Genomic DNA, 12457 nt, shown 5'->3' on the forward strand with positions numbered 1-12457 from the left:
CCAACCTTCTGTTCGCCCCCACCATTACATTGAAAACCTGATACAATCCTCTGACAAGAAATAATTGAGGCCTAAGATATGGAGCGGAATGAGACTATAAAATTTCTGCAAGCTAAATTTTTGGAACATCGTGATCAACTTATACTGATGAAAGCCAATGCTCAGGCATGGGGTGGTTATGCTGACTGGCCTTGGAACGGACTTGTATTGTCGGCTGCGACCCGAGGCGGTTCGGCCCGCTGGGATCGGAACGTGAAACTACGCTACGATAGCGAATTATCTTGGCAAAGTCTCGAGGGCACTAGCGACGAAGAGCGTAAAAAAAGGTTTGAAACGGTTGGCCGTTTCTGGAGGAGGACTGCCAACTGGTTGGAGCGAGTATACCAGCACATTCTTGAACAAGGTGGCCCAGCCTCAATACGTAGGACGCTGGATCCAATGGATGCCACTCAAATTATCGCTTTTTGGAAACAATTTCCTGAAATTGGCGACAAATATGCCCGAAATATAATGATGGATATCTATGATCATCGATTTCGGGATGGCTGCTTTGCTATAGACAGCCGAATAAAGAAGTTGCTTCCCCTACTTGGCTATCAAGGTACCAACCACTACGAAGAACAGGAGGTATTTCTAGCCATTTTGGCGGCCGAAATTACGATTGAAGGATGGGAAATAGATCGCCTCTTATACCGAGAAAACAAACAGATCGCAAAGGCGCTGGCTTAAAATGCCAAGGCCTATTAAGGCAGTTCACTTCTGCCAATTACGATTCCTACCCATTAACAGACCTTCTACTTTCCCCTCCATACACGGAGGCTATCACAGCCTCTTCCAGGGCCATCGCTGTGCCGCTCAGAGCGACAATCTGGCAACAGCCTGCAGCGTGAGGAACGGCAGGTTGTGCGCTGCACTGTCGAACACCTGATGCGGCAGATGGGTCTGAACGGGGTGATCCGGGGCAGTTCAATCTCCAATACCCGCTTTTGACCTTATACGTTCCCGTAATGAGGATGGTGCTCTGAGGGGAAATTGATGTTTTTGTTCGATAATGAAACCGAGGTCGATCTGCTCAACAACGAGCCGATCGCCAGATCGATCGTCGCGCTGCTGCGCGACAACCCATCCAAGCCGATGACCATCGGCATCCATGGTGATTGGGGCGCCGGCAAATCGAGCATCCTCAAGATGATCGAAACAAGTTTCGCCGACTACGAAAACGCGCTCTGTCTTAAATTCAACGGTTGGTGTTATCAAGGCTTCGAGGACGCGAAGATCGCACTGATCGAGAGCATCGTAACGGCGCTGATCACAAAGCGATCCCTGCTTACAAAGGCCGGAGAAGCGGTCAAGGACATCTTCCAGCGTATCGATTGGCTGAAACTGGCGCGCCATGCGGGAGGACTCGCTATGACGGCGACGACTGGCATCCCGTCATCAGATATGATCGGTGGACTAATCGGCAAACTAAGCCATCTCGCCGAAGATCCGATGAAGCTCGCGACCAAAGAAAACCTTCAGGAAGCGGCCAATGAAGCAAAGGGTTTGCTCAAACCCTCGTCGAAGAAGGTCCCAGAGGAGATCAGGGCTTTCCGGAAAGCGTTCAACAGTCTCCTCAGAACTGCAGGAATCGACCAGCTCGTCATCCTCATCGACGATCTCGATAGATGCCTTCCAGATACTGCGATCGAAACCCTTGAGGCGGTTCGCTTGTTCCTCTTCACGGACAGCACCGCCTTCGTTGTCGCCGCCGACGAGGCGATGATCGAATATTCTGTCAGGAAGCACTTCCCCGATCTGCCGGACAGCACGGGGCCGCGCGATTATGCGCGCAATTATCTCGAGAAACTCATCCAGGTCCCATTCCGGATTCCTGCGCTCGGCGATGTCGAGACCCGGTCATATGTGACACTCCTTCTGGTCGGTGCCGAGCTTGGCGACGATCACGAGGGCTTTCAGAAACTGATCGCGAAAGCGCGGACAGCCCTTCGAGAGCCTTGGAAAGGCGGCGGCGTCGATGCCGCGATGCTTCGGGACAATCTAGGTAATCTCGACGAGAAGAAGGGTAAGGCAGTTATCGCCGCGCTCACGCTCAGCGATCAGATCGGCCCGCTGCTCGCTCGAGGTGCGTTCGGCAACCCGCGTCAGATCAAACGGTTTCTCAACGCTCTATTGCTCCGCGAACATACCGCTCGAAGCCGAGAGTTCGGTGACAATTTCAAACGGACTGTGCTGGCTAAGCTGATGTTAGCGGAGCGCTTCATCCCCCGGCTTTACGACCGCATCGCCAGCGACGCCGCTCAGGATGCGGATGGGATATGCCAGCGCCTTGAGAGACTGGAAACAGACCCAACGAGATCCAGTGAGATGGCGGAAAGTACGATTGTGGTTGAACCCGAGGATCCGCCGACACCGGCTGAAATTCATCAGGCACTCTGGGACCTCGCATGGAGCGGCTATGTCACCACAGATACGTGGGCTCCTCTGCGTGCTTATTGCGGCGGACCTCCCGTTCGACGTTCCCGTTCTTCTCACGTTTCCGGGCGACGCCGGCGCGGACTTCCCGATCGGGAAACAATCGGCATCGGAACGAGATCGAAAAATTCCTTTGCAACACTTGGTGATCAGGCACTTTCTGGGCGTTGGTCACTGATCCAGAATGAATCCTCCAGTGATACCGCACGAGCACTTGCAACGGTTGAGGAGCTTTTAGACCGCTACGGCGTCGTCACTCGAAACGCAGTCATGACCGAGAATAACCGTGAACCCTACGTCATCCGCCGCATGCTGACAGAAAGGACCGTGCGGGCGTCCGATGCGCGCGCCCGTTTCGTAGGGCTACCGCCTGCGTCTGGAGACCGATGCCAGCAATGTGCCGGTGCTCCGCTTCTCCCCTGATCCCAGCAAAGAAACTTATCCACATGACCTTGTGGATAACCATGTGGAGGACTCCTGATGCCCATCGACCTATCAGGAATCGGATTCTCGACCTATCAGGAACGGGAAATCCCTCTAACAATTTGGAATGAAAGGAGAAATTCGCGCTCCCTAAAGGTACTAAATATTATAACTATTCTGTACTTGTATACCGCGCTGGAGCGCGCGTGTGAGTCTTCGATGTTACCGACCATGAAGGATGGAACTACTGCGAAACCGGGATTGTGTGGGACCAGCAGGGATTGCGTGGGACGAAACCTGTTGAGAGACCGGGATTTTTTGGTTTTAACCGGGGCTGAGGTGGGTCAAAGCTGGCTGATGGTTTTGGATGGAACTAACTACGAAATTGGCCTTGAGGGGTATTTTCAGCCAGATGATTTGGAACCAACCCTGATTTTGGTGCCAGCCCTTCAAATGCCTTTAATGGCCTTTCAAAGGACTGATAGAACCAACTAATCTTAACGAGTTGATATGGCGCGTTCAATAGCCTGATGGAGCTGGGCGGCGACAGTTAAATCGGCATTTTCGAGAGCAGGATGATCTCCTGAAGAGTTTTTAATCAGGACTGTATATTTATACCAAGGTGCTTTTTTAGCTAGTTTATACCAAATGAAGGCAAAAATTATTCCAGGGATAACATAAAAGCAAAAGCCAACAATAACTATTATCCCGCCGAAGATTGCTAGCCAAACTTGAGCGGGATCAATTGCTTTTAAAATTGTTGTGCTTCCGATAGATGAAACGGAATAGCTTGCGCTTCCAATTTTAATTAGTGATTTATCTACGCTTATATTCCCACTTTTATAAATATATTCACCAGTGTCCATAAATATTTTCCTTATATTGAGGAGTTATACCGTCATAGCGCCGGAGCGCCAGACTACGCGGCCTATGATCTTGGCGGGGGTGCCGCCGTCACGGATCATCTGGCGGATTTCTGCGGCGTTCAGCTCATCTGTGGAGTAGCTGGGGTTGTCGCTGACGACTTCCACGTTTCCGTTAGCCTTCAGGCGCAGGCGTTTGACCAAGAGGCTATTGTCTATGCGGATGGCATAGATTGCACGCTCTTGATGCTTTCAACGTCTGTTCTGATAAGAACCAAGTCTCCATCATCTAAAGATGGCTGCATACTGTCGCCTTTTACAGTAAGAGCGCAAACATTTTTCCTGTGGTCAAGAACATCTATGGGCAAAATTCCCTTTGGTATACTCACAGATGCTTTTGCAATTTTACCATCAACGTCAATTCCATGCCCGGCAGACAGTTTTATGTCATAATTTGGGAAAGATATGTTTTCGTTATCTTTTGGCAATGCATAAGTGCCGTCTGAAATTGACTGCGGATCGTCACCAAACAGAAGCCATTGGAGACTTACGTTGCAAGCTGCTGCGATCTTTTCCGCGATACCTAGCTTCCATTCTTTCCCGTTCATGTAGGTGCTTAGGGTCGTTAGGCCAACATCCGCTTTTTCCGAGACTGCTTGGTTCCCCCCAGCCCTTTCTACGGCTGACTTCATGCGCAAAAAACGTGTTTGCGTTTCGCGGTTCGTGTCCGTTTCTGCGAAATGCGTATTTGCACCTGTGTTAGAATTATTTTCTGTAATCATATCAGGTGTTTACCCTCAAAGCAGAGCCGCAAATACGCATTAACAACTGCGAAGTGCTTTTTGCCTCTTGCTTGATATGCGTATTCTCACGGTGTTCACTCCCCGTTAGTTCTCACGCGGATTGACGAAAAAGAGAGCCCGGTTGCAGCCGGGCTGAAGTTAAGGAGAGTCTTATGGCACGAAAGCCAGACGGGTTGCACCCCGAAGACATTAAAACACGTTTGAGAAAGAAGTTTGGAACGCTGGCCGCGTTCGCAAAGCTGCATCGGCGTAGCCCCAGCACAGTCTCGAATGCGATATCCCAGCCGGGATATTCTGCTCCGCTTGAAAAGCTGATTGCCAGTGAGCTGGGCATGCAGCCGGAGAGCGTTTGGCCGGAGCGGTATCATATGGACGGAACCCCTGTTTCGTTTCGTGCTGACAGAACTCCTACCGCCCTGAGCTGCCGGGCGCACCGTCAAAATGAGGTGGCGGCATACGGAACAGATTCGCCACGTCACGGTTCAGGTCATTAATGACCTCGCACTCAACATAAAAATCCCGACGTAGGAAAGTTCGTTATCCGGTTGCGTGTCGGGCATGTTTTTGCCGATCAGAAATCGTAGACAGGACTGTTCATACGAACCGTAGGCATAACGCGAGCCACCATGAGGATCGGGCTGGCCAATATTATCTATAATATGCGTCGCTTTCTCCTTCTGGAGCGGATTAACGCCGCCGCGTAGAAATCCAGGGTATGAGACCCTCTCTCTGCTCAAAATGCAGAGTGAAAATCAGGTCCAGGAACCAGCAATCAACACACCAAAAACCCGAAATCAGGCAAAAGGGAAACCAATCAACGGTTCTTCGATCCCTCCACCTGGAAAGGTCTTTTGTCAACAGAACCTAGGCATAGAACTACCTTCCATCATTTTCGAAAAGAATTTTTAAACCCAAGATAACGAGAAAAATTTAGAGTGACATACACACCCATAAACTTTTATCGATAAATTTTCATATGAAAAAAATTGTTACAGCATCTATTTTTACATCAAAATCATTTTCAAAATCGCTTGAAAAGTACGATATCCCCCATTCCAAAATATCTATGCCAACATCTGTTACAATATGTTTGATATTTTTTCATTTAATTTTTGTATTATCGAAAGAAGAGTGTTTTGAAATAAATTAACTCCATCTATTTCTAAATTCTCATTACTGAAAATCGATTTATAGAACCTAAATTCTATACTTTTTATTTTATACTCTAAATTATAATCTATTCTTAAATTCGACCCTAGAGCGTATGTACATACACTACCTTTATCATCGTATAATAATGAATCAACAATTTCTATTTTGAAATTTTTAGCAATATCCGCAAGGTCCATTCCTTGCATAATATCGATAAATTTTTGAGGACGTAAAGAGTCTATAGAATAGAGTGGAACTTGAATAACTTTACTGAAAGGAGTCAATTTCATTTTTTTTATTTCCTTTTGAAATCGTTAACGTTTAAGTTATTTGAATAGTCCAAAATTTCTTTTATTGCATTGTCATATTTTCCAAACTGCTCTATTTTTTTTCTTGTACATTCTTAATATCATCAATGTCCATTTGGACAGCATCAAGAAATTTTCCTTCATCCATTAATTTTTTGCAGAATCAGAATTACCATAACTACTAGTTTTCTGATGATCTTCTGGATCCATTTTTATGGCTGGCCCGTCTTCTGAGCTAATTGGAACATCTTTGTAGCAACTTTTAGCAGGACAGTGATGACTATCAAGCCGATCTCTTGTCGGCTTAGACGTGTCTTTATGAGGGCCACCAGAATATGAGTCCTTATTACCTTTATTGGGCTCATCATCATGAGGCGGCAAAGAGTTAGCCCCAACAGCTTCAGCTGAGGAGGACTGTGATGTCAGTCCAGAATTTTGTTCGTCTTGTGCATTGGCGATAAAGAATGTTAACGTATTGCCTGCTACCTCAATAAAAAAATTAAAGAAAAACAATGGATTTAAGTATACGTCTCAATCAAGTTTCTCCTGAACTAGTTGAATATGGAGAAAGACTCACAAGCGATGAACGCGCTTTAATAGCGCGTTTAATTGCGAAATGGGCATGTAGTACTAGCCATTCAGAAGATTACCTTAATGATGATATTCAGTCATACTTCGAAACAGGAAAATTAATAAGCATAACAGAGAGAAGAGAGTTTGAAAAAACAATACAGCATATAGACAATAAATATTTCGATATAGTGGAAGATGGTGGACATATAGATGTTGAAAAAAAGCCAATGTATTGGTTCCAGAAGGCCAGATCATTAAATTCAGTGATGTATGCCATAGATTCTAAAAATTTAGGTTCTTTTTATGATTGCTTATATGAAGCCCTTGCCGCAACCAATGATGTAAAAAAAATAAAAGAGATATGTTATTTGACCGTGGAGAGATTGGAAAACCGATGATTGATGCCTTTGGCTCGTGATTCTAGGTGTTTGGTCCCGTGGTTTGATGGCTTGGACTGATGATGAATCTTTCTGGCTCTGAAGTCTATATTTTGCAGACATATTCGTAAGGGGGGAGGCCACTGAGGATCTTGAGCCTTCGCCTGAATTATAGGCAGCCATGAAGTCGTAATGGAAGCGTTTGACGGTTGCTTCCTTGATCGTCCGGTTCATCCGTTCAACCTGACCATTGGTCCAGGGATGATTGGGTTTCGTCAGGCGATGTTCGATCCCGTGAGCTTCGCAGATCATGTCGAAGCGCATGGGACGCGACCAGGCTGTATTGCGATTACGGGGATGATCAGCGAACTGGATCCCATTGTCGGTCAGGATGGTGTGGATCCGGTAAGGGATGATGCTCAGGAGATGTTCGCGGAATTCCCAGGCCGTCTTTCGATCAGCTTTCTCGACCAGTTGTGTGACAGCGAATTTGCTTGGCCGGTCAATGGCAACGAAGGGTACAGCTTGCCTTCAGCGGTCTGGACTTCCGCTATGTCGAGATGAAAGAACCCAATCGGGTAGCGTCTGGGCTTGTCTCCCTCGATGTCCGGCAGCCGTGAGATCTCGTGACACTGAAAGCAACGATGCAGAGCCGAGCGTGGCAGATGAGAAATGCTGGCCTGCAGGGCGTAAAGGCAGTCGTCCAGCGGCAGCAACGTATGCCGGTGAAACGCTACGATCATCGCTTCATCCGTCTTGGAAAGAACCGTTGATCGCGGCTCCTTGGGACCAGTTTTCTGATCTTCGACAGTCTGGCGCTTACGCCATTTTGCAACTGTTTTCGGGTTGATCCCGAACTCCTTGCTCAGCGCCGCGAGCGAAGCCTGCGATCGCTGTATTGCAGCTCGCACGGCGTGCGTGGTCGTGGCGTTCCCATGACGTATCTGTCCCATAATGCTTCCTTCCACTCTCGTGAAAATATCACACCATCAAACCACGGGACCAAACACCTAGGCCAGCATGTGGGGTCAGGTGCAATAGTGCTGTTTTGCACATGAAACAAGTCTGATCCTGCTCGGACTGAACCACAGCATTACAAAATATTCATATATAGCAAGGCTTGAACCGATAAGTCTGCCCGCTTGTTTGATTTGAGTGTTTGATGAGGTTTTCCCCCACGGCAGTTGCTATTGCAAATAACTCGCAGTTACGACATAAGCGCCAGACCCACCATCACCATATGAGTCCTAAAGATGAGTTTTCGTGCATTCTGCCTGAACACACTCTCAGTTTCTGGCCTGTTAATGGGCCTTGAGGTCTCAGCGGTTTCCATTGCTGTCGCGGCTAATGCAGACCTGGCTCCTCGTAATGCGCAACGGGCAGGAGGTTCCGTTGTTAAGTCTTCAGGCAGTCAGGCTGAAAAGTCTGATAAACAGGGGCATGATAACAAAAATCTGGATCAGCAAAGCCACGAAAACGAAAATATCGTTGTTACGGCAGCGCGTCAGAACCGTATGTACGTTTCCAGTGGTGGTGATCTTGGAGCGCTGGGAAAGAAAAAAGGTCTGGATGTGCCTTTTAATATCCGCAGTTACAATGCCAGTCTGATTTTGAACCAGCAGTCACAGACGCTGGGAGACGTTTTGCTGAATGATCCGACTGTCCGGACAACCACGGGTTATGGGAATTATGCCCAGCTTTTTCAAATTCGTGGTTTTACATTGTACGGGGATGATGTGGCCATTGATGGCTTGTACGGCGTAACACCACGCCAGTTGGTTTCTCCCCAGTTATATGATTCCGTGCAGGTGCTTAATGGTGCCAGTGCTTTCCTCAATGGTGCAGCACCAGGTGGGTCTGCCATTGGTGGAAACGTGAATCTTGTTCCCAAAATTGCAGGCACTACGGATATTACGCGCCTTACGGGTGATTATACGAGCAGTGGTCAGGGGGGAGGTGCTTTTGATATCAGCCGCCGCTTTGGTCGGGACCACACTTTTGGTTTGCGCTTTAACGCCGCTGGTATGGATGGAGATACCCCGATCAGGAACGAACGGCGTGATGACGTAGCACTTGGCCTTGCTTTTGACTGGCACAATGATGATACGCGGATCAACATGAACATGAATTACCAGAAACAGCAGGTTTTTGGTGGTCGCAGCGCAATTATCGTCTCCAGTCTAGCAACAACCATGCCAACACCCAGAACAACGGCACCGTCCGCCAACTGGGGGCAGCGTTGGGCTTATACGGATCTTGGTTATGTGTTTGGCACACTGAATCTTGAGCATGATTTTGGGTCCCACATAACTGCTTACGGCAAGTTTGGTGCGCAAAGTGGTAACGAAATGGGCAATTACGCCACCACCACACTTACCAACTCCGTTACTGGCGATGGCACAGTAGGCGCCATGGCAACCGCCTATAATGTGATGAACGAGGCAACGCAGGCAGGGGTGCGCGGGCACGTTACGACCGGTCCGATCAAACATGAACTGAATGCCGGTGGAGCCGCTACATGGGAGGCATCGGATTCCGCTTATGCCATGAGCCTGACATCACACGCGGGTAACATTTATAACCCTACACAGTTTACACCGTCTGAAAGTTATGCCCAAGGCAACATGAATGACCCCGGTCGCGTATCGTGGAACAAACTCTACAGCCTCTTCCTGTCGGATACCATGACATTCTGGCATGACCGCATCGCGCTTACGGGTGGCTTCCGGTACCAGAACATTCTGTCTAATTCTTTTGCCTATGGTACGGGGAGCCCCCTGTCGCATTATAATTCGGATGCTTTTTCGCCTGTTATTGGTCTTGTTATTCATCCCACCACGCATACTGCGCTGTATTTCAACCGTATTCAGGGGCTGTCGGCGGGGACGACCGTGGGGTCAACCTATCTCAATGCCGGTCAGGTTTTTGCGCCGTATCAGAGCACACAGTACGAAGTCGGCGCGAAGTATGATGTCGGGCGTTTTGCAGCCGGTGTGGCCTTCTTTCAGACGTCCATGCCTTATGGCATGACACAGAGCGTTTCCGCCAGCCAGTCCATCTATACTCAGGATGGCAGGCAGCGTAACCAGGGTATGGAGCTCACATTCAATGGTGAGATCGTGCACGGTCTGCGCTTTAATGGTGGGTTAACCTTGATTGACGCCAAACAGCTCCGTACATCAGGCAACCTGTATAACGGCAATACAGTTATTGGCATTCCCAACTACACCATAAACGGCAACCTTGAATATGATGTGCCCCTTCTCAAAGGTATGACACTTGTCGGGCGGGTGATCAGCACTGGCAAACAGCAGTTCAATAATGCCAACACGGCGCACTTGTCTGCTTGGTCACGCTTTGACCTTGGTGCGCGCTACACATTTCTGGTGGATAAAAAGCCTCTTACGGCCCGGTTTGAGGTTACCAATATTGGTAACCAGCGTTACTGGGCTTCTGTTTACCAGAGCAATCTTATTATGGGTGACCCCGAGACCTTCAAATTTTCCATAAGCGCCGATCTCTGACCGGCAGGAATGGTTTTAAACACTGAGGAATGGGTAGCTGCTCTGGGTGTTACCGGTGTGACTGAAGGCACACCAGACCCAGAGCCGGGACACCCCCTGCAATGGGCTGAGGGCAAGTATTTCATCACTGCGGGTGAATCTGCTTCGTTGTATGCTCACCAAGTTGTGAATTCCTATCGGTGATAGGCCCTACACTGTCGTCCAGCCGAATATTCCAAACAGCGTGCTGAAAGGCATGCCTCCCGTGAACGTCGATAGCGGGATACCTGCCTATGTGATACCGAATGAAAGCCTTCCAAATCTAACGCCGAATATCATGAACTATAGCCCAATTCTTGGTGTGCAATGAATAAGAACGCAGATATAATCATAGAAGTTAGGTTCAACACTCCCTCAGAGGGGGGGACGAAAATCATCGATAAGTGGTAATGTTTATTCCTGCCCGTTGTTGATCGATGGAGCGGCATTCGATTGTCGCATATTACTGGGTGATAAAAGGATTAAGCTTGGTCATACCTATGATCTGGAAGTCCATTTCCTCTTTCGAGACCTGGCGCTGCCACATCTCGCTTTTGGCCGTGCAATTTCGTTATGGGAAGGCAAAGAGATCGTGAACGGTAAAATCAAGGCAATTGTTGCTAGGTTGTAGTTACGATTTATCGCAGGATGATGGCTATTGAAGTGATGAGGACGAAGCCCCGGTAATTGGCGAGGAGCTTGTCATATCGGGTTGCGACATGCCTGAAATCCTTGAGCTTGATGAAGAAACGCTCGACGAGATTGCGTCCTTGTAGAGCGCCCTGTCATAGTTTTTGGGCGTTTTGCGGTTTGATTTTGGCGGAATGACTGGTTCGCCGCCGGCGTCTTCAACCGCGTCGCGCAGGTGATCGGCGTCGTATCCATTGTCGGCGATGACCGCGTCAGGATCGAGTCCTTCAATCAGGTCGTGTGCCTTTGTAATGTCGTTGCGCTGCCTGCCGGTGAAGGTCATCCGCACCAGATTGCCCAAAGCGTCGGCGGCAAGGTGGATCTTGCTGCTTAACCCGCCGCGAGATTGACCCAGCCCTTGGGTATCCGCTCGCCTTTGGCGATGCGTGCGGCAGCGGCATGCTGGTGTGCGAACGATCATACTGTCGATCATCAGCCATTTCAGGGATGCGCCAAAAATTCAATTATATAATTAATTTATAATTAGTTAACCTATCAATATTAACTAATTATAAATAATATTGGTGTAGAATAAACCAAAATCTCCATAGGGAGGTTTTGTGATGATAAGAGTATTTAGTTACAATCAAAGACATTTTCACGCTCCAACATATGAAAAAATGCTTAGAGCACGTGCTGTTGTTTTTTCAGGACGCTTGAATTGGGATGTTAATGTTGTAGATGGAAAAGAAGAAGACGAATATGACCGGGAGTATAACCCACTCTATTTCGTAGCAGAGCGGCCTGATGGTTCACACGCAACATCCATGCGTATCATCCCCACCACGGGGCCGACAATGTTGCGTGACAAATTTCATTCATTTTTTCCAGATTGCCCGGATATCTATAGTCCAACAATATGGGAAAGCACCCGTTACTGTGCAACATTACGACCTGGTGAGATACATTATACAGGTGAGTTAGCACGCACTCTGTGTCAAACGTGCCTCGAAAACGGAATTACTCATCTTACAGGTATCTTTTTTCGGCCAATGTTACGGATTTATGAGCGTGCGGGCTGGCCACCTGAACCTATTATGAGTGCTCAACTCGACGGGAAGATGATTACGCTTGCCACGTTTGATGTGTCGCAGGCGCGTCTTGACGAAATTAATAAAAAATTTGCATTGGCCGCTTAAAATCTTATATGCCAGCCAAGAACATCTTGGCTGGCCTTAATCGTAATGGTTCCTGACACACACAATGCGCTTCTTCCCCTAGGGGATACCCTTCTCGAACGCATTCAGTCAT

Annotated in this window: 11 protein-coding genes and 4 pseudogenes; 8 read left to right on the top strand and 7 right to left on the bottom strand. The window is 48.2% G+C overall.

Features of this window, described 5'->3' with window-relative positions; translation table 11 throughout:
• The first annotated feature begins 78 nt into the window (after nucleotides 1–78).
• From ACSYTG_RS05735 to ACSYTG_RS05745, 3 genes and pseudogenes are all read left to right on the top strand, one after another.
• Nucleotides 79–729, top strand: a complete 651-nt coding sequence (locus tag ACSYTG_RS05735) for a hypothetical protein (protein ID WP_489784123.1) — start codon at nucleotides 79–81, stop codon at nucleotides 727–729.
• A gap of 306 nt (nucleotides 730–1035) precedes the next feature.
• Nucleotides 1036–2319 (top strand): annotated as a pseudogene (qatA, locus tag ACSYTG_RS05740) (Qat anti-phage system ATPase QatA); the annotation flags it as partial.
• 636 nt (nucleotides 2320–2955) lie between these two features.
• Nucleotides 2956–3393 (top strand): hypothetical protein, encoded by a 438-nt coding sequence (locus ACSYTG_RS05745; RefSeq protein ID WP_489784124.1) that lies wholly within the window; start codon nucleotides 2956–2958, stop codon nucleotides 3391–3393.
• 2 nt (nucleotides 3394–3395) lie between these two features.
• On the opposite strand, the gene ACSYTG_RS05750 is transcribed toward ACSYTG_RS05745, so the two are convergent.
• The 3 genes from ACSYTG_RS05750 to ACSYTG_RS05760 are packed head-to-tail and all read right to left on the bottom strand — an operon-like array spanning nucleotide 3396 to nucleotide 4543.
• Nucleotides 3396–3764, bottom strand: coding sequence for a DUF6232 family protein (locus tag ACSYTG_RS05750; RefSeq protein WP_489784125.1), 369 nt, complete (start codon nucleotides 3762–3764; stop codon nucleotides 3396–3398).
• Nucleotides 3765–3788: 24 nt separating this feature from the next.
• A complete protein-coding gene (locus ACSYTG_RS05755; RefSeq protein WP_489784126.1) occupies nucleotides 3789–3965 on the bottom strand; it encodes a S24 family peptidase in 177 nt (58 codons plus the stop codon).
• An 11-nt stretch (nucleotides 3966–3976) separates the two neighbouring features.
• The gene (locus tag ACSYTG_RS05760) at nucleotides 3977–4543 is read right to left on the bottom strand and encodes a LexA family transcriptional regulator (protein WP_489784127.1); all 567 of its coding nucleotides are present in this window, start codon (nucleotides 4541–4543) and stop codon (nucleotides 3977–3979) included.
• Nucleotides 4544–4716: 173 nt separating this feature from the next.
• On the opposite strand from ACSYTG_RS05760, the gene ACSYTG_RS05765 reads away from it, so the two are divergent.
• Together ACSYTG_RS05765 and ACSYTG_RS05770 are read left to right on the top strand one after the other, a co-directional pair.
• Nucleotides 4717–5058: a helix-turn-helix domain-containing protein gene (locus ACSYTG_RS05765; protein ID WP_489784128.1), complete on the top strand. Its 342-nt coding sequence runs from the start codon at nucleotides 4717–4719 to the stop codon at nucleotides 5056–5058.
• 33 nt (nucleotides 5059–5091) lie between these two features.
• A pseudogene (locus ACSYTG_RS05770) lies at nucleotides 5092–5268 on the top strand (IS5/IS1182 family transposase); the annotation flags it as partial.
• A 375-nt stretch (nucleotides 5269–5643) separates the two neighbouring features.
• Here ACSYTG_RS05770 and ACSYTG_RS05775 read toward each other — a convergent pair.
• Nucleotides 5644–6006 (bottom strand): hypothetical protein, encoded by a 363-nt coding sequence (locus ACSYTG_RS05775; protein ID WP_489784129.1) that lies wholly within the window; start codon nucleotides 6004–6006, stop codon nucleotides 5644–5646.
• Between the two features lie 165 nt (nucleotides 6007–6171).
• Complete coding sequence (locus tag ACSYTG_RS05780; protein ID WP_489784130.1) at nucleotides 6172–6537, bottom strand: hypothetical protein; 366 nt, start codon at nucleotides 6535–6537, stop codon at nucleotides 6172–6174.
• Between ACSYTG_RS05780 and ACSYTG_RS05785 the strand changes: the two genes are divergently transcribed.
• Nucleotides 6537–6995, top strand: a complete 459-nt coding sequence (locus tag ACSYTG_RS05785) for a hypothetical protein (RefSeq protein WP_489784131.1) — start codon at nucleotides 6537–6539, stop codon at nucleotides 6993–6995. The genes ACSYTG_RS05780 and ACSYTG_RS05785 overlap by 1 nt on opposite strands.
• Before the next feature lie 22 nt (nucleotides 6996–7017).
• Here the strand turns inward: ACSYTG_RS05785 and ACSYTG_RS05790 are convergent.
• A pseudogene (locus tag ACSYTG_RS05790) lies at nucleotides 7018–7927 on the bottom strand (DDE-type integrase/transposase/recombinase).
• Nucleotides 7928–8227: 300 nt separating this feature from the next.
• On the opposite strand from ACSYTG_RS05790, the gene ACSYTG_RS05795 reads away from it, so the two are divergent.
• Complete coding sequence (locus ACSYTG_RS05795; protein ID WP_489784132.1) at nucleotides 8228–10498, top strand: TonB-dependent receptor; 2271 nt, start codon at nucleotides 8228–8230, stop codon at nucleotides 10496–10498.
• A 656-nt stretch (nucleotides 10499–11154) separates the two neighbouring features.
• Here ACSYTG_RS05795 and ACSYTG_RS05800 read toward each other — a convergent pair.
• Nucleotides 11155–11657, bottom strand: a pseudogene (locus ACSYTG_RS05800) (IS5 family transposase); the annotation flags it as partial.
• Nucleotides 11658–11769: 112 nt separating this feature from the next.
• Here ACSYTG_RS05800 and ACSYTG_RS05805 point away from each other — a divergent pair.
• Complete coding sequence (locus tag ACSYTG_RS05805; RefSeq protein ID WP_491706461.1) at nucleotides 11770–12345, top strand: acyl-homoserine-lactone synthase; 576 nt, start codon at nucleotides 11770–11772, stop codon at nucleotides 12343–12345.
• Nucleotides 12346–12457 lie beyond the last annotated feature (112 nt).

Source organism: Acetobacter sp. ESL1128 (assembly GCF_058505085.1).